Raw genomic sequence first — 20,402 nt, forward strand, 5'->3', positions numbered from 1 at the left:
CGGCCCCGGATCTGTGCGGAAATCCGCACAGGACAGTCCCGCAAAGGGCGGAGACCCGCACACGTCCAAGCGAAAACCACCAGCACCGTCATTGCGAGCGCAGCGAAGCAATCCATGCAGCAGCTCTTGCGGGCCGATGGATTGCTTCGTCGGCTTCGCCTCCTCGCAATGACGTAGGGGTGGGTGTTGCGGGAGAGGCAACGCAAGGACCGCGGTGCTAGACTCCGGGACATGACCGCTGTTGAGCGCCATCCGATCGCTACACCGGGCGCCCGGCCTGCCGTGATGCCGGCCGCGCCGCACCGGTGGCGCAGTTGGGCGGTGTTCGCCGCGATCGGCGTCCCGCTGTTCATCGCCGTGGTCTGGCTGGCCGGTCCGGTCGGGCGCGACCGGGCGCTGGGCGAGATCGCGCGCTCGGCCGACGCGGCGTTGGGCCTGCATGTCGCCATGCTGCGCAGCGAGCTGGAGAAGCAGCGGTCCCTGCCCTTCGTCCTGGCCCAGGACCCGGATGTGCGCGCGGCGCTGACCGCGTCCAACGACCGGCAGCGGCTGGACGGGATCAACGCCAAGTTCGAGGCGCTGAGCCGGGGCACGCGGGCGGCGGTGATCTATCTGCTGGACCACGGCGGCACCGCCATCGCCGCCAGCAACTGGCGCGAACCGGTCAGCTTCGTCGGCCAGCACTACGCCTTCCGCGCCTATTACCAGCGGGCGGTGGAGGCCGGATCGGCCGAGTTCTTCGCCATGGGCACGATGAGCCGCAAGCCCGGCTCCTACCTCTCCCGCCGGATCGACGGGCCGAACGGCCTTCTCGGCGTCATCGTGGTCAAGGTCGAGTTCGACGACATGGAGGAGGCCTGGGCCCGCTTCGCCGAGAGCGCCTTCGTCACCGACGAGCGCAACGTCGTGCTGCTGACCGACGTGCCGGAGTGGCGCTTCCGCAGCTTCGGCCCGCTGTCGGAGGCCGAGCGCGCGGCGGTGCGCGAGAGCCTGCAATATGGCGGCGCCCCGCTGGACCCGCTGCCGATCGCGCCGGACATGACCGCGGCCCGGCCCGATGTGGTGACCGCGACCCTGCCGGAGGCACGGATGCCCGGGCGCTTCCTGGCCGTCGCCGCGCCGGTGCCGACCACCGGCTGGACCCTGCATCTGCTGGCGCCGACCTCGCCCACCGTCGGCCGCGCCATGACCGATACGCGGCTGATCGCCGGGCTGGTGACGCTGCTGGCCCTGACTGCCGCCGCGGCCCTGCTGTACCGCCGCAACCGTGCCCTGACGGCCGTGGCCCGGCAGGCGGCGGCGCGGGCCGAGCTGGAGCGCCGCGTCGCCGAGCGCACCCGGGCGCTGAACGACGCCAACCAGCGCCTGACCGAGGAGATGGAGGAGCGGCGCCGCGGCGAGCAGCGCCGGCAGCAGCTGCAGGAGGAACTGACCCAGGCCAACCGCCTGGCCATCCTGGGCCAGGTCGCGGCCAGCGTGGCGCATGAGATCAACCAGCCGGTGGCGGCGATCCGCGCCTATGCCGATAACGCCTCGGTGTTCCTGGAGCGCGACAAGCCCGCCTCGGTGCGCGAGAACCTGGCGACCATCGCCGGGCTGACCGACCGGGTCGGCACCATCACCCAGCATCTGCGCGCCTTCTCGCGCAAGGCCACCAACTCGATCGGGGCGACCTCCTGCGCCGATGCGGTCGAGGGCGCGCTGATCCTGACCCGGCCGCGGATCCGCCGCCAGTCGGTGCGGCTGGTGCAGGACCTGCCGCCCGGCGATGTGCGGGTGGTGGCCGAGCGGGTGCGGCTGGAGCAGATCCTGGTCAACCTGCTGCAGAACGCGCTGGACGCCGTGACCGACCTGCCCGATCCGGAGATCCGCATCGCGGTGGACGCCGGAACGGAGGAGGTTAGGATCGCGGTTTCCGACACCGGCAAGGGCCTCGATCCCGAGACGATGAAGGCGCTGTTCATTCCCTTCGCCACCTCCAAGCCGGCCGGGCTGGGCCTCGGCCTGGTGATCTGCCAAGACATCGCCCGCGAGTTCGGCGGCAGCATCGCCGCTGCGAACCGTGAGGCCGGCGGGGCGGTGTTCACCGTGACATTGAAACGGGCGCAATGAGGGCGCCCGGGAAGAAGGCGCCATGAGCGCGGGACAGGTTGTCTTCGTCGACGATGAGGCGGAGATCCGCCACGCCAATGTGCAGAGCCTGGAACTGGCCGGCTTCGAGGTCACGGCGCTGGACTCCGCCCGCGCCGCCCTTGCCGCGATCGACCGTGACTTCCCGGGCGCCGTGGTCACCGACATCCGCATGCCTGAGACCGACGGGCTGGCGCTGTTCGGCCAGCTGCGCGAACGCGACCCGGACCTGCCGGTGATCCTGATCACCGGCCATGGCGACATCGCCATGGCGGTCGGCGCCATGCGCGACGGCGCTTACGACTTCCTGGCCAAGCCCTACCCGGCCGAGCGGCTGGTCGACAGCGTCCGCCGGGCGGTGGAGAAGCGGCGGCTGGTGATCGAGAACCGGCGGCTGAAGGCGCAGTTGGAAGGGGCCGACGACCTGACCTTCCTCGGCGACACGCCGGAGATGGAGCGGCTGCGCCGCACCGTGCGCGACGTCGCCGATGCCGATGTCGACGTGCTGGTGCTGGGCGAGACCGGGTCGGGCAAGGAGGTGGTGGCCGAGGCGCTGCACCGCTGGAGCCGCCGGCGCACCAAACCCCTGGTAGCGCTGAATTGCGGCGCGCTGCCGGAGAGCGTGATCGAGAGCGAGCTGTTCGGCCACGAGGCCGGCGCCTTCACCGGGGCGCAGAAGCGCCGCATCGGCCGGATCGAGCATGCCGATGGCGGCACGCTGTTCCTCGACGAGGTCGAGAGCATGCCGGCGGCGCTGCAGGTGAAGCTGCTGCGGGTGCTGGAGGAACGGGCGGTGGAGCCGCTGGGCACCAATGAACGCCGGCCGCTGGACCTGCGCGTCGTCGCCGCCACCAAGACCGACCTGGCCGCGGCGTCGCAGGAGGGCCGGTTCCGGGCCGATCTCTACTACCGGCTGAACGTGGTGACGCTGCGCATCCCGCCCCTGCGCGAGCGCCGGGGCGACATCCCGCTGCTGTTCGCCCATTTCCTGGCCCGCGCCGCCGCGCGCTTCCGCCGCGACCCGCCGCCGCTGAGCGACGCGGTGCGGCGGCACCTGCTGGACCATGACTGGCCCGGCAATGTCCGCGAGCTGGCGCATTTCGCCGACCGCGCGGCGCTGGGCCTGGCCGGCATGGACGCGCCGGCTCCGCCGCCGGCCGCACCGGCGAGCCTGCCGGAGCGGGTCGAGCGCTACGAGGCGTCGCTGCTGCGCGAGGCGCTTGCCGCCCACAAGGGCGATGTGCGGGCCGTCACCGAGGCCCTCGGCCTGCCGCGCAAGACCTTCTACGACAAGCTGACCCGCCACGGCATCGACCCGAACGACTACCGGGCCGCGCCGATCGGGAAGAAGGCGGGGTGACGGGTGCGGTGGTCCGCGGATTGTTCAGCCGCGGCGGCGCTGCTCGGCTTCGGCGATGATCTGCTCTATCTCCGCCACAACCTCGTCTAACGTCACCGTCCCCTCGCGATCCGCCTCTTCCTCGACTCGCCGAAGCATCTCCGTAAAGGCGCGGCGGCGCTCCTCGGCCGATTTGCCGGCAAGGGGCTCAAGCTGCTGGGGCGGATCCGGATCGGTCATCGTGTCAGCCTATTCCAAATCCATCACAGGGTGAGGCCAAGCACGATCGGAGGCAATCCAACATTGCTTCTTCCGCTTGCGAGACCTTTTCACCATGTCCCCTTGGCGTCATTGCGAGGAGGCGAAACCGACGAAGCAATCCAGGGGCCGGTGCGCACCGGCCCCTGGATTGCTTCGCTGCGCTCGCAATGACGACATTGAGAATTCTGAAGGGTCTCACCTGCCGGAGACGCTACGCGAACACCTGGTGCCGGCCCTTCACCTCACGGCAGCTTGACGAAATCCGCGTCGATCGTGGTCTCGACCTTGCCGCCCACCGTCCGGGTGTAGCGCAGCGACAGCTTGCCCGGCGCGGTCAGGGTGCGGCGATAGCTCTGCACCTCGGTCTTGCCGCCGGTGCTCGCCGTCAGCTCGGTCGTGAGCACCGAACCCTCAAGCCGCGCCTTGGCGCGGGCGCCGCTGTCCAGCCGCGTCGACCACACGCCGGGGGTCTTGCCGGGCGGGAACAGCGCCGTGTTCTCGCGCATCGTCAGCGGGTCGGCGCCGGGCTTGCCGTCGCTCGGGCCTTCGGCGCTGCGCCAGCGCAGGAACAGCCCGCCATCGGCCGAGGCATCGATCACCAGCGCCGCCGCCCGGCGGGTGTCGCCCTCGCCCTGGCTGGCGCCGACCCAGGAGCCTCGGAACGCCTCGATGCCGGTCAGCTCGGCGACCTTCGCCGGTGTCGCCTGCGCCGCGGCAGCCGCAGGGGCCGGGGCAGCCGGAGCGGCGGCCGGCGTCTTGGTTGCGCCCGACGCCGAAACGCAGGCGCCCAGCAACAGGATCGCAACCGTCCCCAGGACGGTGTGCCGCAATGTCATCGTATCCCCCTTCTCGTCCCCACGAGATCGAATCGCCTGCCATCATCACCGATGCCGCGGGCCCGCAGCACGGGAAATCGGCCCGGTTCCAAGGTCAACCGCGCGCGGGGCCGCGGGTTCCGCCCGGTCCGGACATGGCAACGGCCGCCCCGACGGATCGGGGCGGCCGCTGATGTCCGGTCTGATCGCGGCGTCAGGCGCGGATCACGCCCGTAGCCGGCGCGTCGAGGCCCAGGGCCGCGGCGGCGGTGGCGACGATGTGCTGCGCCGACAGCGCCGCCTCGGCATATTGCAGCTCCGGCTTGTCGTGATCCTGGAACCGGTCCGGCAGCGTCATCGGCCGCATCTTCAGCCCGTGGTCCAGCAGGCCGGTGCGGGCCAGGTGATGCAGCACGATGCTGCCGAAGCCGCCCTCGGCCCCCTCCTCCACCGTGATCAGCACGGCGTGGTGGCGGGCCAGCTGGTTCACCAGCTCGGTGTCGAGCGGCTTGGCGAAGCGGGCATCGGCCACGGTGGTCGACAGGCCCATGACGCCGAGCGCGTCGGCCGCCGCCAGGCACTCCTGCAGCCGGGTGCCGTAGCTGAGCAGCGCGATCGACGTGCCCTCGCGCAGCACGCGGCCCTTGCCCAGGGCCAGCGGCTTGCCGCGGGCCGGCAGCTCGACGCCGACGCCGTCGCCGCGCGGATAACGGAAGGCCGAGGGCTGGTCGTCCAGCGCGGCGGCGGTCGCCACCATGTGCACCAGTTCGGCCTCGTCGGCCGCGGCCATCAGCACCATGCCCGGCAGGCAGGCGAGATAGGGGATGTCGAAGGCGCCGGCATGGGTGGCGCCGTCGGCGCCGACCAGCCCGGCGCGGTCGATGGCGAAGCGCACCGGCAGGTGCTGGATCGCCACGTCGTGCACCACCTGATCGTAGGCGCGCTGCAGGAAGGTCGAGTAGATCGCGCAGAACGGCCTGAAGCCTTCGGTCGCCATGCCGGCGGCGAAGGTCACCGCGTGCTGCTCGGCGATGCCGACGTCGAAGCTGCGCTTCGGGAAGCGCTGGGCGAACTTGTCCAGGCCGGTGCCCGAGGGCATGGCGGCGGTGACGGCGACGATGCGCTCATCCTCCTCCGCCTCCTGGATCAGGGCCTGGGCGAAGACGCCGGTGTAGCTGGGCGCGTTGCTCTTCGGCTTGGCCTGGGCGCCGGTGATGACGTCGAAGCGGCTGACGCCGTGGTACTTGTCCGGCGCCGCCTCGGCCGGGCCGTAGCCCTTGCCCTTCTGGGTGACGACATGGACCAGCACCGGGCCGTCATCAGCGTCGCGGACATTCTCGAGCACCGGCAACAGGTGGTCGAGATTGTGGCCGTCGATCGGGCCGACATAGTAGAAGCCCAGCTCCTCGAACATCGTGCCGCCGGTGACGAAGCCGCGGGCATATTCCTCGGCCCGCTTGGCGGCGCGCGCCACCGGCCGCGGGAACACCGCGGTGACGTCGCGCATCAGGTGGCGCAGCGAACGGTAGGAGCGCGAGGAGATCAGCCGCGACAGATAGGCGCTCATGGCGCCGACCGGCGGGGCGATCGACATGTCGTTGTCGTTGAGGATGACGACCAGGCGGCTCTTCAGCGCGCCGGCGTTGTTCATCGCCTCATAGGCCATGCCGGCGCTCATGGCACCGTCGCCGATCACAGCGACGACTCGGAAGTCCTCGCCCTTCAGGTCACGGGCCACGGCCATGCCGAGGCCGGCCGAGATCGAGGTCGAGCTGTGCGCCGCGCCGAACGGGTCGTACTCGCTTTCCGACCGCTTGGTGAAGCCGGACAGGCCGCCGCCCTGGCGCAGGGTGCGGATGCGGTCGCGCCGCCCGGTCAGGATCTTGTGCGGATAGGCCTGGTGGCCGACATCCCAGATCAGCTTGTCGCGCGGCGTGTCGAACACCCGGTGGATGGCGACGGTGAGCTCGACCACGCCGAGCCCGGCGCCGAGATGACCGCCGGTGGTCGAGACCGCGTCGATGGTCTCGGCCCTCAGCTCATCGGCGACCTGCTTCACGTCGGAAGCCGGCAGGAGTCGGAGGTCTTCTGGGGTGCGGATGGTGTCGAGCAGCGGCGTGACTGGCTTCATTCAGCTTCGCTTTCGGCAGGCTTGGTCCAGCGTTCGGGCGGCATCGGCATCGGTCTCTCTCGCACCGTGACGGCAGACATACGGCCGAAGCACCCAACAATTTTCCTGCCCGGTAGTCTTTCCAGCACTATAGGGGAGCGGTGGCGCTTTCAAGAAAATCCGGTGACAGAGGCGTCACCGGGTGCCGTTTTGCCACAGGTTGCGGCCGCCGCGCCACGGCCGGGCCGGCCCTGCGGCGCAGCGGGCCGGGCCATGCCGAGAGCCGTCATTGACAAGCCCTCGCCGCCCCCTTAAGAACGCCCACCGAGCGGCACCGCCGCTGGACGGAGGGGTGGCCGAGCGGCTGAAGGCAGCGGTTTGCTAAACCGTCCACGGGGGAAACCCCGTGCCCGGGTTCGAATCCCGGTCCCTCCGCCACCCTACGCCTGCGGCTTCGGGTGGCAGGCCTCAGCGGCCTCGCTTCAGCTTCCACGATCAGCAGATGCAGCAGTCTGGGGTCACCGGCTTACGCGCGGTGTCCATCCGGCGCCTGAACTGGGCCCGGCCGGGCCTTTGCCCCGGAGCCTCGACCCGACCTTCTAACCCCTCAGCCGGTTGAAAAGTGAAAGTTCCCCCTCCATTCGGAGGGTGACGCCCCCCGGCGCCGATGGTCGTATGGCTGGCCCACCGCGGTCCTGCCGCGGCCGGGGACGCGCCCACTCCCGGATGCGCGCGCATCGGTCCCGACACATCACGCCGATCCGGTTCGGCGGGACAGCCGGATCGCAGCGCGCGTCGTTTGCGGGTCGGGAGTGGGCGTCGCTCCACTCGCGATTTCAACGGAACGGATTTCACCCATGGCCACCTATACCGGCACCGAAGGCGCCGACACGCTGATCGGCGACGGCGACACCCTGTACGGATTCCGCGACAGCCTCTACGGCCTCGGCGGCAACGATAGCCTCTACGGCCGCCTGGCCTCGGACATCATCCTTGGCGGCGACGGCGCCGACCGGATCGACGGCGGCTTCCAGGGCGACGTGCTGATGGGGGATGACGGCAATGACACCATCCTCGGCGGCTCCGGCACCGACACCATCACCGGCGGCGCGGGCGCCGACTACATCCGCGCCGGCACCGGCAACGACATCATCATGATCGACGACCTGGCCGATGCCGTCGGCGACCAGATCGATGGCGGGGTCGGCTTCGACATGCTGATGCTCGACTACTCCGCCCAGGCGACGCGGGTGTCGTTCAGCGCGGTCGACCCGGCCGTCGGCCGCACCCTGCCGATCGGCGCCGTGGTCCTGGGCATCGAGCAGTTCTACGTCACGGGCACCGATTTCGCCGACGGCATGGCCGGCGGCCGCTGGACCGACGTCTTCCTCGGCGGCGCCGGCAATGACGTGCTGATGGGTGGCGGCGGCGCCGACCAGCTGGACGGCGAGGACGGCAACGACATCCTGGAGGGTGGCGACGGCTTCGATGTGCTGACCGGCGGCGCCGGCGCCGATTCCGCGCGCGGCGGCAATGGCTGGGATTTCATCTGGGGCGATGAAGGGGCCGATTCCCTGGCCGGCCAAGCCGGCAACGACACCATCAGCGGCGGCGACGATGCCGACGTGATCGACGGCGGCGAGCAGAACGACACCCTGTCCGGCGATGCCGGCGACGACAAGCTGATCGGCGGCAACGGCGACGACATCCTGGAGGGCGGCCTCGGCGCCGACCTGATCTATGCAGGGGCCGGCAACGACACCGCCATGGTGGAGATCGGCCAGGGCGCCGACCAGATCGACGGCGGCGCCGGTATCGACCGCCTGATGGTCACCGGCGTCACCGGCAACTTCATCGCCGAAGCCTCGACGGTGCTCGGCCGGTTGTCCGACGGCACGCGCTTCACCGGCTTCGAGGCTTATTCGATCACCGGCACCGGCGCCGCCAACGGCTTCCGCGGCCATGCCGGCGACGACGTGCTGGAGGGTGAAGGCGGCAACGACACGCTCGGCGGCATGGCCGGGAACGACGTGCTCGACGGCGGCACCGGCGTGGACCTGCTGGATGGCGGCGACGGCGACGACGTGCTGATCGTCGGCAACGGCGGCGCGGACACCCTTCGCGGCGGCGCGGGCATCGACATGGTCGAGATCGATCGCGGCGACGCCACCGCCGGGCTGACCTTCGCCTTCGCCGGCCGCACCGCCACCCTGTCCGACGGCACGGTGATCAGCGACGTCGAGATCTTCGACATCACCACCGGCTCAGGCAACGACACCCTCACCGCCGGGGCGGCGCTGCACGTCGACTTCGATGCCGGTGCGGGCAACGACATCCTTACCGGTGGCGTCGGTGCCGACGTCCTGGACGGCGGCGCCGGCAACGACACGGTCACGGGCGGCGACGGCGACGACATCATCCGCGATGCCGGCGGCCTCAACACCATCAATGCCGGCAATGGCGATGACGAGGTCCATGTCGACGTGGAGACGATCGGCAGCCACAACAATGCGATCAATGCGGGCGCCGGCAATGACGAGATGTATCTGGCCATCAACGGCGTCGGCGTCAGCGCCAACTTCAGGGCGGATGGCGGCTACGGCACCGACCTCGCCTGGATCGACCGCAACGACGGCACCGCGGACATGACCTTCACGCTGTCGGCCAATGCCCGGCTGGTGAACAGCGGCATCACCCTGCTGAATGTCGAGCGCGTCCATATCGAAACCGGGTCCGGCAACGACCAGCTCACCGGCGGCGCGCTGGACGACGAGTTCAAGGCCTTCGCCGGCAACGACGTGCTCAACGGCCTCGGCGGCAACGACACGCTTTTCGGCGGCGACGGTGCGGACACCCTGTCGGGCGGCGACGGCAACGACGTGCTGTGGGCCCGCGACGGCCTCAGCGACGCCTTCGCCGACACGCTGGACGGCGGCGCCGGCAACGACGACCTGCACATCAACAAGGGCGACACCGCCGCCGGCGGCGCCGGGAACGACCGGGTCTTCGTCGATTTCTGGGAGGAGAATGCCGGGGTGACCTTCACCTTCAGCACCGGCACGGTGAACGTCAACGCCACCACCCGCTTCAGCGGCATGGAATCGCTGGAATTCGAAGGCAGCCGCGGCAACGACACCGTCACCGGCAGCGCGCTGGCCGACCGGCTGGAGGGCAATGGCGGCAACGACATCCTCCGTGGCGGCGCCGGCGACGACGTGCTGTTCGACGGGGCGGGCGCCGACCAGCTGGATGGCGGCGCCGGCAATGACAGCTTCACCCGGGGTGACGGGGCGGGCCGGGCCGTCGACCGCTTCGTCGGCGGCGACGGCATCGACACCCTTTCTTTCCAGGGCGACATCAACCTGTCCGCCATCGTCGACCTGGCCGACAGCAGCCGCAACGACGGGCTGGCGAAGGGGCTGATCCTGTCGGGCTTCGAGATCGTCAACGGCACCGACAATGACGACGACCTGCGCGGCAGCGCGGCCGGCGAGCGGCTGTATGGCGGCGGGGCAGACGACACGCTGGACGGGCGCGGCGGCGACGATACGCTGGAAGGGGGCGCGGCCGGCGACCTGCTGACCGGCGGCGCCGGCCGCGACCGCTTCATCTTCGGGGCCGACGCCACCGCATCGGGCGACCAGATCACCGACTTCGTCCGTGGCACCGACTTGATCGTGATCGACCGGGCCGGCTTCGGGCTGGCGGCGGGATACCAGCTGTCGCTGGTGACCGGCGCCGACCCGCAAGCCACTGCGGCAGGCCCGCAATTCCTGTTCGAGACCGACACCGGCCGGCTGTGGTTCGACGCCGACGGCACGGGCACGGAGCAGGAGGCCGGGCTGGTCGTCACCCTGACCGGCGTGACGGCGCTGGCGCTGTCGGACCTGCTGCTGGTCTAGCCCGGCTCCGGGCGGCCCGGCCTGCCTGGCCGGGCCGCTAGCGCCAGAACGGCTTCGCCAGCTCCGCCGCTGCGTCGGACCGGGTCCAGCCCAGATCCTTCAGATCGAGCTCGGACAGGCCGGCCAGGTCGCGGCGCTGGCGAACGCGCTCCGACAGATCGGAACGACCGCCGACCACAGCAACCGGGACGGCCGTTCAATCGCTGGACAGCGGCGACGGGACCCGATAGGGAATGCTCTGGCGCCGGATTAGCTCAGTCGGTAGAGCAGCGGTTTTGTAAACCGAAGGTCGCGGGTTCGACCCCTGCATCCGGCACCATCTTCCCAACCTTCCTCGCCATCAGCGCCGCAGAATCTCTCGGATGGCGACGATGTCGTCCCTCCAGCGCTGCTGGCCTGCATCGGCCTTCTGCAGCATCGCGGGATCCACCTCGGGAGCAGCCTTCTTACCGACGCTGGCATTCATTTTGGCTAGAATCGCATTGCTCGCCTCGTAAAACTCACGCCGTGCGACCGCGATCTCCTCGACCAGCCGGTCGGCGTCGGGAAGCCGGTCGGCGGAGGAGAGAAGACGCCAGCGCTCGATCGCATCCTCGCATCCCCGCAAGTCGTCAGCCGGTCTCTCCTTCGAGCCCGGGAAACACTTGATCGCCAGATCCGTGAGCGTGTCGCGCGTGCGGTCCGAGATCGTCTGGGCCGCAGCCGCGGTTGAAATGGCGGCTCCCAGCAGCGCAACGGAGAAAGAATATCGAAGCAATCGGGCCTCCTGAATGCTCGTGGAGCCTGAGCACGGCCGGCCGGAGCGTCAAGACGGGGCAGCCATTCAGCTTCCGTCAGGACGGCGCGCCGGGCGTGACAGGCCGGCATGGGCCGCCTATCCTGCCTGCCTTGTTCATCGCGCCCGAGGGATGGGCGCTGGGGGTTTCCGGGGAGCTTTTTGATGCAGAATTCGACGATCCGCCGCGCCTGCTTTGTCTGCGGTTCGACTGAGGGCGAGACGGTGTTCGAGACGGCGATGGATGTCTGCGGCCTCGGCCACGTCACCTACGCCCTGCGCTGCTGCTCCCGTTGCGGCCTGACCCTGCAGGACCCGGCGGTCTCGCCCGAGACCATGCTGCGTCAGTACACTACCTTCTCCAACTACACCGCCTTCGGCAGCGGCGAGCCGCCGCTGATCGACACCGCCCGGCGGATGCTGGCCATGGTCCAGGCCGAGGGCGTGACGCCCGGCCGGATGTACGATGTCGGCGCCTCCAGCGGCTCCATGCTCTGGCACTTCCGCAAGCTTGGCTGGGCCGTGGCCGGCTGCGACCTGTCGCCCAGGGCCTGCGAGCAGGCGCGCGAGCGCAACGGCATCGAGGTCGACCTGGGCGGCGACGAGGAGACGTTGCCGCATCGCGGCGGCCAGAACCTGATCACCTTCTCGCATGTGCTGGAGCACATCTACGACCCGGCGGCGACGCTGCGCCGCGTGCACGCCGCCCTGGCCGAGGGCGGGCTGCTGCTGCTCGAGGTGCCGTGCCTGGCCGCGCCGGAGGTCAACCCGCCCGGCCTATTCATGATGGAGCACGTCAACTACTTCGACGAGACCTCGCTGGACAACCTGCTGGCCCGCACCGGCTTCGGCATCCTGCAGGCGCCGGTCACGGTCGACCACTACCCCTACCCCGTCATCACCGTCCTGGCCCGCAAGCAGGCGCCGCAGCCCAATCGGGAACTGGTCGACGGCTTCGACAAGAACCGCGCCTTCTGCCGGGCCTATGGCGATGTCGAGAGGCGGCGCTGGGGCGCGGTGGAGGAGCGGCTGAAGGCCGGCATCCGGCCGGGCGAGGAGGTCTATGTCTGGGGCGCCGGGCTGCACACCTCGACCATGCTGGAGCGGACCTCGCTGGAGAGCCATGCGCGGATCCTGGGGATCACCGACCGCGACACGCAGAAGCACGGCCACACCGTCGGCCGCCACGCCGTGATCGCGCCCGAGGCGGTGCTGCGCAGCGGCCGCAAGGTGGTGATCTCCAGCTTCCCGTCCGAGCGGCAGATCGGCGAAGGGCTGGTCCAGGCCGGTGTGCCGCGGGACCTGATCGTGTCACCGCACGGCCAGTTCGCCTGACTGCCACTTCCGTCATGACGAGACGTGGCGCGCCGTGGCCATCCAGAGATCGAGCCACTGGATGGCCGCACCCCTCGGGCTCATGATGACGGGCAAATATGACTGGAGGCCCGCATCGCGACGGCAGATCAGGTAACCGCCACCCGACCCTCAAAGTTATCCTAAGTTAATTTTCGAGGCTCTGCTTCTGGAAACCACTACTGTCCCGTTATAGGTGTCGCGAATAGCGGCTACAACAGCATATCTGCCCATCGCTTCCGGAGAATCCGAAACAATGCGGTGCCGGAGACGATGACGGTATTGTGACGCATTCGAATCGGGAATTCGCGGCGGAGGCTCTGCGCCGGCTGGCGATATCCGGGACCGCAGCCGCAACGGGGCATTCGTGGAGCAGTATCTGGGGTCGCAGGATCCGGGTTCGTCTGGGCCGCCATCGAATCTGATCTCGCTGCTGCAGCTCTCCGCTGTCGATCTCCAGCAAACCATCGTTAAGGCAGGGGCCGAGATCTGGCCGCAGGACCGGCCGGACCCGCCGGTGATCCAGGTCACGGCCGGCTGGGCCGCCCGCCACCGGGTGCTGCCGGGCGGGGCGCGGCAGATCGTGCGGTTCCTGCTGCCGGGCGACGTCGCCGGCCTGCACTCCCAGTTCCTCGGCGCCTCGATCAGCGCCCTGCAGGCGGTGACCGACGTGTCGCTGATCGAGATCCGCCCCGGCCCGCTGCGCGAAGCGATCCGGCAGACGCCGGAGCTGGGCTACGCCATCGGCCTGCTGGCAGCGCGCGAGAAGCGGGACCTGGAGGACCATCTGCTGGCGATCGGCCAGGACAGCGGCCTGGGCAAGGTGGCGTTCCTGCTGGCCACGCTGTTCGGGCGGGGCGTGCGGGCCGGGTTGGTCTCGCGGTCGGTCCTGCCCTTTCCGTTGACGCAGCGCCATGTCGGCGACGCGCTGGGCCTGTCCATCGTCCATGTCAACCGGATGCTGCAGCAGCTGCAGCGCGAGGGGCTGATCCGGCTGAAGCACGGCCGGCTGGAGATGCTGGACGAGACGCGGCTGGCGACGATCGGCCACCTCGCCGACCGCCGGAACGATCTGGACGCCTAGACTGCCGGCCTCGGCGGCGGCGCCCGCCGCAGCCGCACCACCGCGGCGTCGAGCGCCGACAGGAAGGCGGATTTGTCCTTCCCCGACATCGGCTTGTTGCCGCCGCTGACCGTGCCCATGGCGCGGAGGTCGGCCATCAGCGCCCGGCTGGCCAGGGCCATGCCGATCGAATCCTTGGTGAAGGGCCGGCCGGTCGGGCCGATCACTGTGGCGCCGGCCTTCAGGCAGCGGTCGGCCAGCGGGATGTCGGCAGTGACGACGATGTCGGCCGGGCCGGCGCGCTCGGCGATCCAGTCATCGGCCGCGTCGAAGCCGTCGCTCACGATCACCAGCTGGATGCGCGGGTCGCGCGGCACCAGCACCCCGCCATTGGTGACCACGAAGACGGACACGCCGTAGCGCTCGGCCACGCGATAGATCTCGGCCTTCACCGGGCAGGCATCGGCGTCGACGAGGATGCGGATCGGGTCGGTCACGGTTGGCGGCACGGTTGCGGTAGGGACCGGAACCATAGCGACGGCGAAGCCATTGGTCCAATCGCCCTTCCCGCCCAGGAGCCGCCTTCCTCGAATGGCCGACATCGCCGCATCGTTGGACGCGTTGCCCGACCCGTCCCCGCCCGTCCAGGCAAAGGCCCATGGGCTTCATTACGTCTCCGACGCCGAGCCGGGGATCCGGCGGCGACGGTCCGGCAAGGGCTTCGCTTACCGGATGCCGGACGGACAGCCGGTGCGCGACCGCGAGACGCTGGCCCGGATCCACAAGCTGGCCATCCCGCCTGCCTATACCGATGTCTGGATCTGTCTCGACCCGCTGGGCCATCTGCAGGCCACCGGGCGCGACGAGCGTGGCCGCAAGCAATATCGCTACCACCCGCGATGGAAGGAGGTCCGGGACGAGACAAAATACGGCCGCATGGTCGCCTTCGGCCGCGCGCTGCCGCGCATCCGCAAACGGGTCGAGGCCGATCTGGCGCAGCGCGGCCTGACCCGGACCAAGGTGCTGGCCGCGATCGTGCGCCTGCTGGAGGCGACGCTGATCCGCGTCGGCAATGACGAATACGCCAAGGCGAACAAAAGCTTCGGTCTGACCACGCTGCGCAAGCGCCATGCCGATGTCGAGGGCGGCGCGGTGTATTTCGAGTTCCGCGGCAAGAGCGGCAAGCAGTACCGCACCGGCTTCCGCGACCGCCGCATCGCCCGCATCATCCGCTCCTGCCAGGACCTGCCGGGGCATAGGCTGTTCCAGTATGTCGGCGACGACGGCGAGCGGCATGCGGTCGGATCGGACGACGTGAACCAGTATCTGCGCGAAATCTCGGGCCAGGATTTCACCGCCAAGGATTTCCGCACCTGGGCCGGCACGTTGTTCGCCGCCCGGCTGCTCTCGACCGCGGACCCCGATGCGCCGCCGAGCAAGGCCGCGGTGGCGCGCTGCATCAAGGAGGTGTCGTCGCAGCTCGGCAATACGCCGGCCGTGTGCCGCGCCTGCTATGTCCATCCGGAGGTGGTCGAGGCCTTCCTCGACGGCCGCCTTGCGACCACCCTGCGCTGGCCCCCTGGCGACGATGCGGAGGGCCGCCGCGGCGAGGCCGCGCTGCTGCGCTTCCTGAAGAAGCTGGAGACCGCGCCGGCCGCCCGAGAATGACCTGTTCCTTACAAATCGTTCAATCTGGGAATACGGCTTGACCGCTTCGCCTCGCGGCGCGATATCGGCCCTGTCGGGACACGCTCCCGGCGCAATCAAGGACCCACCGCTCCGATGAGCACGCCCAGTCGACCTAGCGCGACCTTGCCGGCGCCGACGCTGCGAGCCTGACCTTCGGGGTCCGGTTCCCCTCGTCGCGCGGCCAGGCCGCGCCGGTGCGAGGTGAACCATGAAGCACCTGACCTTTAATCATCGTCCGTCCTATCGGCGCGCCACCCTGGAAGGCGACGACCGAAGGCTCGGCTGACGCCGGCGCCTCGCCGGCCGTTCCGCACCGCGCGTCCCTGACGACGTGCGGCGATCGCGACTGCCTGCCTTCCGGACGGACATCATGGCTTTCCACACTCCCGCCCTCACGGCGGAGCGTCCGCGCAGCCTGCCCAATCTCTGGGACCTGGTGGCGTTTTCCCTCGTCTTCGGCGCCATCGTGCTGGTCGCCCATGGCGGCCGCGCCACCCTGGCGCCGCTGGCCGGCCTCGAGCAGACGCCGGTTTCGCTCGACCCGCTGGCCCTGCCCGACTACGCGCTGCGCACCACGCTGCGCATGCTGGCGGCGATCGTCGCCTCGCTGGTCTTCACCTTCGTCTATGCGACCGCCGCGGCGAAGAGCCGGCGGGCGGAGATGGTGCTGATCCCGCTGCTCGACATCCTGCAGTCGGTGCCGGTGCTGGGCTTCCTGTCCTTCACCGTGGTCGGCTTCATGGCCCTGTTCCCGGGCCAGGTGCTGGGCGTCGAATGCGCCGCGGTGTTCGCCATCTTCACCTCCCAGGCCTGGAACATGACCTTCAGCTTCTACCAGTCGCTGAAGACCGTGCCGCGCGACCTGGACGAGGCCAGCCGCAGCTTCCGCCTGACGCCCTGGCAGCGCTTCTGGCGGCTGGAGGTGCCCTTCGCCATGCCCGGCCTGGTGTGGAACACCATGATGTCGATGTCGGGCGGCTGGTTCTTCGTGGTGGCGTCGGAGGCGATCTCGGTCGGCGACACCACCATCACCCTGCCGGGCGTCGGCTCCTATGTCGCCCGGGCGATCGACCAGCGCGACCTGGCCGCGGTCGGCTGGGCCGTGCTGGTGATGGGCGCGGTGATCCTGGCCTATGATCAGCTGCTGTTCCGGCCGCTGGTGGCCTGGGCCGAGAAGTTCCGGTTCGAGCAGTCGGCCGGCACCACCGCCCCGCGTTCCTGGCTGCTGACCCTGGTGCAGCGCACCCGGCTGTTCCAGCTGGCGCTGTCGCCGATCGGCCTCTTGACCCGCACCGTGTCGCGCCGGCGCTTCGCCTTCATCCCGGCCGGCGCCGCGCGCGGCAGCGTGGTCGCTCGCCTCTGGTCCAGCCGTGCGGCCGACTGGGCCTTCGCCGCCCTGTTGCTGGCCGCCATCGCCTATGCGCTGTGGCAGATCATCGGCTTCGTGGCGACGGAGCTGAGCTGGGGCGATGCCGGCGAGGTGCTGCTGCTGGGCAGCTTCACCCTGATCCGCGTCGTGGTGCTGATCGCGCTGGCGACGCTGGTGTGGGTGCCGATCGGCGTCTGGGTCGGCCTGCGCCCCCGCGTCGCCGAGCGGGTGCAGCCGCTGGCCCAGTTCCTGGCCGCCTTCCCGGCCAACATCGCCTTCCCCTTCGCGGTGGTGGCGATCGTCCGGCTGGGCCTCGACCCCGACATCTGGCTGGCGCCGCTGATGGTGCTGGGCACCCAGTGGTACATCCTGTTCAACGTCATCGCCGGCGCCAGCGCCTTTCCGACCGACCTGAAGGAGGCGGCGGCCAGCTTCCGCATCGGCGGCTGGAACTGGTGGCGCAAGGTGATCCTGCCCGGGATCTTCCCCTACTACGTCACCGGGGCGATCACCGCCTCGGGCGGGTCGTGGAACGCCAGCATCGTCGCCGAGGTGGCGAGCTGGGGCGACACCACCCTGACCGCCCACGGCCTCGGCGCCTACATCGCCCAGGCCACCACGGCCGGAGACTATCCGCGCATCGTGCTCGGCATCGCCGTGATGTCGGTCTTCGTCACGCTGTTCAACCGGCTGCTGTGGCGGCCGCTCTTCACCTACGCCGCCCGCCGGCTGCGCCTCGACTGAGGGCCACGACCATGTACCAGACCATTGCCCACGCCCCGGTCACTCAGGTGGCCAACGACAACCCCGTGCTGATCGACATCGCCGGCGTCCGCCAGGCCTATCACAAGGGCGAGAACGACCTGCTGGTGCTCGACGACGTCTCGCTGAGCATCCGCGAGGGCGAGATCGTCGGGCTGCTCGGCCGTTCCGGCTCCGGCAAGTCCTCGCTGCTGCGGATCATCGCCGGCCTCGTGCCACCCAGCGCCGGCAAGGTCAGCTGGTGCGGCCGGCCGATCGAGGGCCCGTCCGAGGGTCTGTCGATGGTGTTCCAGAGCTTCGCCCTGTTTCCCTGGCTGACCGTGCTGCAGAACGTCGAGATCGGGCTGGAGGCCCAGGGCATCCCGGCCACCGAGCGGCGGCGGCGGGCGCTGGAGGCGATCGACCTGATCGGCCTGGACGGGTTCGAGAGCGCCTATCCGAAGGAGCTGTCGGGCGGCATGCGCCAGCGCGTCGGCTTCGCCCGCGCCCTGGTCGTGCATCCGCGGCTGATGCTGATGGACGAGCCGTTCTCGGCGCTGGACGTGCTGACGGCGGAGACGCTGCGCACCGACCTGATCGACCTGTGGATGGAAGGCAGGCTGCCGATCAAGTCGATCCTGATGGTGACGCACAACATCGAGGAGGCGATCCTGATGTGCGACCGCGTCCTGATCTTCTCCTCCAACCCCGGCCGGGTGGCGGCGGAGATCCGGATCGACCTGCCGCATCCGCGCAACCGCCTGGACCCGGAGTTCCGGCGGATGGTCGACGACATCTATGCCCGCATGACCAATCGCGGGCCGGCGGAGAAGGCCGGGCCGAAGGTGGTGGGCGGGTTCCCGGGCACGGGGATCGGCATGGAGCTGCCGCATGTCTCGACCAACCTGATGTCGGGCCTGATGGAGGCGCTGGCCGCGCCGCCCTATAACGGCCGGGCCGACCTGCCGGACCTCGCGGCGACGCTGCAGATGGAGGCGGACGAGCTGTTCCCGATCGCCGAGACGCTGCAGCTGCTGCGTTTCGCCGACATGGCCGATGGCGACATCCACCTGACCGAGCATGGCAGGCTGTTCGCCGAGTCCGACGTCGACCACCGCAAGCGGCTGTTCGCGGCGCATCTGCTGGCGCATGTGCCGATCGCAGCCCTGATCCGGCGGGTGCTGGACGAGCGGCCGAGCCACCGCGCGCCGCGGCTGCGCTTCAGCGAGGAGCTGGAGGATTTCATGTCCGAGGACCGGGCGGAGGAGACGCTGCGCGCCGCCATCTCCTGGGGCCGCTACGCCGAGCTCTTCGCCTATGACGGCGAAAGCGGCCAGTTCAGCCTGGAGGATCCTGTGTAAGAAGGAGAGCCGACGGCTCTTTTGGCGTTGCCTCTCCCGCCGGACGCGGGAGAGGTCGGGCTCGCATCAGCGAGACCGGGTGAGGGCTGGCCCAGGCCTCGACGAAATCCCCTCACCCGGAGCCGCTTCGCGTCTCCGACCTCTCCCGCAAGCGGGAGAGGCAACCTGTCTGCCCTACCGCGGAAACCGCAGCAGCGACTCCAGTCCCTTCCGTCCCCGGGCCAGCAGGCGCTCGCGGGCGTCGCCCTGGGGCGGGTCGCCGGCGGCGCCGCGCAGCACCGCCAGCAGCCGCTCCAGCACCACCTGCGCCTCGCCGTCATGCTGGTTGCAGGGGTCGAGGTAGAAGTAGTTGTGCTCGACCTCGTGGTCGCGGACGATCACCGGCGGGTCGCCGGCAGCCAGCCGGTCGGCGACGTCCCAGGCGGCGAGGCCGGCCTTGGCCGGGTCGATCGTCACCTTGAGGCGGTCGAGCGGGTTGTCGGTCGGGTCCGGCTCGATCACTGCGGTCACGCCGGGCAGGCCGGCCAGGCCCTCGTGCCACAGCTTCAGATGGCCGTCCTCGCGCGCCCGCGCCGCGGCGTGGTCGCGCTTTTCCCAGGCGTCGAGCGCGGCGATGGTGCCGACCACGCCCTCCTTGCCGACCTTCATGCCGCGGCCGATGCCCCGGTTCTGGAGGAAGGCGGCGCGCACCAAATCCTCGCGCCCGGCGACGATGCCGGCGGTCGGCCCGCCCAGGAACTTGTGGGCGCTGTAGATCGCCAGGTCGGCGCCCTTGGCCAGGAAGCCGGCCAGGTCGTATTCCGAGGCGGCGTCGACGATCACCGGCACGCCCTTGGCCCGGCAGATCGCGGCGAACTCCTCGAGCGGGATCTGGCCGTACTGCACGACATGGTGCGAGACCACGTAGAGCGCCGCGGCCGTGCGCTCGGTGATCGCTCCGTCGAGCTGGTAGCCTGCGGCCGAGGTGGCGGTGCCGACCGGCACGACCTTGGCGCCGGCCAGCCGCACCGCCTGGTCGACCGGGGCGCCGTAGCTGACCATGTGCCCGACCTGTAGCAGCACCTCGGTCTTCGGCAGGCCGGCCGTGTCCGGCAGCCGCTCGATCGCCAGCAGGTCGTCGCCGGTCATGGCGCCGGCCACGGCCAGGCTGATCCCGGCGGAGGCCGAGGCGGTGACGAAGCCGGCCTCGGCGGCGCAGGATTTGGCGATCCGGGCGCTGGCCTTGCGCTGCAGGTCGGTGATCTCGACGAATTGCGGCAGCACCTCGGCGACGGCCTGCACCGCCTCCGGCACCACGATCGAGGCGCCCAGCGAGGTCATGGTGCCGGAGACGTTGATCACCGGGCGCAGGCCCAGGCGGCGGCGGATATCCTCGTTCGACTTCATGGCTGCACTTCCTCGGACGGGCTGGCGAAGCTTGTGACGCGCCACCCCTTCCTGTCATGCCCGGGCTTGACCCGGGCATCCAGGGCGGCAAGAGCGGCTCTCGATGGC

The 20,402-nt window shown here is 70.1% G+C and carries 15 protein-coding genes and 2 tRNA genes; 10 read left to right on the forward strand and 7 right to left on the reverse strand.

Annotation, left to right across the window (positions count from 1 at the left end):
- Positions 1–231: 231 nt before the first annotated feature.
- Together ABDW35_RS11300 and ABDW35_RS11305 are read left to right on the forward strand one after the other, a co-directional pair.
- On the forward strand, positions 232–2,112 hold the full coding sequence (locus ABDW35_RS11300) for an ATP-binding protein (protein WP_343713969.1): 1,881 nt from the start codon (positions 232–234) through the stop codon (positions 2,110–2,112).
- A 22-nt stretch (positions 2,113–2,134) separates the two neighbouring features.
- Complete coding sequence (locus tag ABDW35_RS11305) at positions 2,135–3,490, forward strand: sigma-54 dependent transcriptional regulator (protein ID WP_343713970.1); 1,356 nt, start codon at positions 2,135–2,137, stop codon at positions 3,488–3,490.
- A gap of 24 nt (positions 3,491–3,514) precedes the next feature.
- On the opposite strand, the gene ABDW35_RS11310 is transcribed toward ABDW35_RS11305, so the two are convergent.
- The 3 genes from ABDW35_RS11310 to dxs form a co-directional block, all read right to left on the reverse strand.
- Positions 3,515–3,709, reverse strand: a complete 195-nt coding sequence (locus ABDW35_RS11310; protein WP_343713971.1) for a hypothetical protein — start codon at positions 3,707–3,709, stop codon at positions 3,515–3,517.
- A gap of 263 nt (positions 3,710–3,972) precedes the next feature.
- Positions 3,973–4,566, reverse strand: coding sequence for a hypothetical protein (locus tag ABDW35_RS11315; protein ID WP_343713972.1), 594 nt, complete (start codon positions 4,564–4,566; stop codon positions 3,973–3,975).
- A 193-nt stretch (positions 4,567–4,759) separates the two neighbouring features.
- Positions 4,760–6,676 carry a 1-deoxy-D-xylulose-5-phosphate synthase gene (dxs, locus tag ABDW35_RS11320; protein ID WP_343713973.1) on the reverse strand — a complete coding sequence of 639 codons (1,917 nt, stop codon included), beginning with the start codon at positions 6,674–6,676 and terminating at the stop codon, positions 4,760–4,762.
- A 325-nt stretch (positions 6,677–7,001) separates the two neighbouring features.
- Here dxs and ABDW35_RS11325 point away from each other — a divergent pair.
- A tRNA-Ser gene (locus ABDW35_RS11325) sits at positions 7,002–7,093 on the forward strand.
- A gap of 419 nt (positions 7,094–7,512) precedes the next feature.
- Entirely contained in the window at positions 7,513–10,557 is a 3,045-nt protein-coding gene (locus tag ABDW35_RS11330; RefSeq protein ID WP_343713974.1) for a calcium-binding protein, read from the forward strand.
- Between the two features lie 37 nt (positions 10,558–10,594).
- Here ABDW35_RS11330 and ABDW35_RS11335 read toward each other — a convergent pair whose 3' ends face one another.
- Complete coding sequence (locus ABDW35_RS11335; protein ID WP_343713975.1) at positions 10,595–10,735, reverse strand: hypothetical protein; 141 nt, start codon at positions 10,733–10,735, stop codon at positions 10,595–10,597.
- Between the two features lie 65 nt (positions 10,736–10,800).
- Here ABDW35_RS11335 and ABDW35_RS11340 point away from each other — a divergent pair.
- Positions 10,801–10,876 (forward strand) — tRNA-Thr (locus ABDW35_RS11340).
- Between the two features lie 21 nt (positions 10,877–10,897).
- Here ABDW35_RS11340 and ABDW35_RS11345 read toward each other — a convergent pair.
- Positions 10,898–11,314: a hypothetical protein gene (locus ABDW35_RS11345; RefSeq protein WP_343713976.1), complete on the reverse strand. Its 417-nt coding sequence runs from the start codon at positions 11,312–11,314 to the stop codon at positions 10,898–10,900.
- Positions 11,315–11,497: 183 nt separating this feature from the next.
- Between ABDW35_RS11345 and ABDW35_RS11350 the strand changes: the two genes are divergently transcribed.
- Entirely contained in the window at positions 11,498–12,667 is a 1,170-nt protein-coding gene (locus ABDW35_RS11350; protein WP_343713977.1) for a class I SAM-dependent methyltransferase, read from the forward strand.
- Between the two features lie 385 nt (positions 12,668–13,052).
- The gene (locus ABDW35_RS11355) at positions 13,053–13,769 is read left to right on the forward strand and encodes a Crp/Fnr family transcriptional regulator (protein WP_343713978.1); all 717 of its coding nucleotides are present in this window, start codon (positions 13,053–13,055) and stop codon (positions 13,767–13,769) included.
- On the opposite strand, the gene ABDW35_RS11360 is transcribed toward ABDW35_RS11355, so the two are convergent.
- On the reverse strand, positions 13,766–14,245 hold the full coding sequence (locus ABDW35_RS11360) for a YaiI/YqxD family protein (RefSeq protein WP_343713979.1): 480 nt from the start codon (positions 14,243–14,245) through the stop codon (positions 13,766–13,768). The genes ABDW35_RS11355 and ABDW35_RS11360 overlap by 4 nt on opposite strands.
- A gap of 94 nt (positions 14,246–14,339) precedes the next feature.
- Between ABDW35_RS11360 and ABDW35_RS11365 the strand changes: the two genes are divergently transcribed.
- The 3 genes from ABDW35_RS11365 to ABDW35_RS11375 all read left to right on the forward strand — a co-directional run bounded on the left by ABDW35_RS11365 (position 14,340) and on the right by ABDW35_RS11375 (position 18,908).
- Positions 14,340–15,416, forward strand: a complete 1,077-nt coding sequence (locus tag ABDW35_RS11365; protein ID WP_343713980.1) for a DNA topoisomerase IB — start codon at positions 14,340–14,342, stop codon at positions 15,414–15,416.
- A 391-nt stretch (positions 15,417–15,807) separates the two neighbouring features.
- The gene (locus ABDW35_RS11370; protein ID WP_343713981.1) at positions 15,808–17,550 is read left to right on the forward strand and encodes an ABC transporter permease subunit; all 1,743 of its coding nucleotides are present in this window, start codon (positions 15,808–15,810) and stop codon (positions 17,548–17,550) included.
- 11 nt (positions 17,551–17,561) lie between these two features.
- A complete protein-coding gene (locus tag ABDW35_RS11375) occupies positions 17,562–18,908 on the forward strand; it encodes a nitrate/sulfonate/bicarbonate ABC transporter ATP-binding protein (protein WP_343713982.1) in 1,347 nt (448 codons plus the stop codon).
- A 174-nt stretch (positions 18,909–19,082) separates the two neighbouring features.
- Here the strand turns inward: ABDW35_RS11375 and ABDW35_RS11380 are convergent, their stop codons facing one another.
- A complete protein-coding gene (locus tag ABDW35_RS11380) occupies positions 19,083–20,294 on the reverse strand; it encodes an aminotransferase class V-fold PLP-dependent enzyme (RefSeq protein WP_343713983.1) in 1,212 nt (403 codons plus the stop codon).
- Between the last annotated feature and the right edge of the window lie 108 nt (positions 20,295–20,402).

This window comes from Inquilinus sp., from assembly GCF_039594555.1.
In the GTDB taxonomy this organism is placed as follows: domain Bacteria; phylum Pseudomonadota; class Alphaproteobacteria; order DSM-16000; family Inquilinaceae; genus Inquilinus.

What these genes read in the sequence shown, in the direction of transcription:
- ABDW35_RS11300 (WP_343713969.1), top strand. Translation starts at nt 232, where the DNA reads ATGACCGCTGTTGAGCGCCATCCGATCGCTACACCGGGCGCCCGGCCT.
- ABDW35_RS11305 (WP_343713970.1), top strand. Translation starts at nt 2,135, where the DNA reads ATGAGCGCGGGACAGGTTGTCTTCGTCGACGATGAGGCGGAGATCCGC.
- ABDW35_RS11310 (WP_343713971.1), bottom strand. Translation starts at nt 3,709, where the DNA reads ATGACCGATCCGGATCCGCCCCAGCAGCTTGAGCCCCTTGCCGGCAAA.
- ABDW35_RS11315 (WP_343713972.1), bottom strand. Translation starts at nt 4,566, where the DNA reads ATGACATTGCGGCACACCGTCCTGGGGACGGTTGCGATCCTGTTGCTG.
- dxs (WP_343713973.1), bottom strand. Translation starts at nt 6,676, where the DNA reads ATGAAGCCAGTCACGCCGCTGCTCGACACCATCCGCACCCCAGAAGAC.
- ABDW35_RS11330 (WP_343713974.1), top strand. Translation starts at nt 7,513, where the DNA reads ATGGCCACCTATACCGGCACCGAAGGCGCCGACACGCTGATCGGCGAC.
- ABDW35_RS11350 (WP_343713977.1), top strand. Translation starts at nt 11,498, where the DNA reads ATGCAGAATTCGACGATCCGCCGCGCCTGCTTTGTCTGCGGTTCGACT.
- ABDW35_RS11365 (WP_343713980.1), top strand. Translation starts at nt 14,340, where the DNA reads ATGGCCGACATCGCCGCATCGTTGGACGCGTTGCCCGACCCGTCCCCG.
- ABDW35_RS11370 (WP_343713981.1), top strand. Translation starts at nt 15,808, where the DNA reads ATGGCTTTCCACACTCCCGCCCTCACGGCGGAGCGTCCGCGCAGCCTG.
- ABDW35_RS11375 (WP_343713982.1), top strand. Translation starts at nt 17,562, where the DNA reads ATGTACCAGACCATTGCCCACGCCCCGGTCACTCAGGTGGCCAACGAC.
- ABDW35_RS11380 (WP_343713983.1), bottom strand. Translation starts at nt 20,294, where the DNA reads ATGAAGTCGAACGAGGATATCCGCCGCCGCCTGGGCCTGCGCCCGGTG.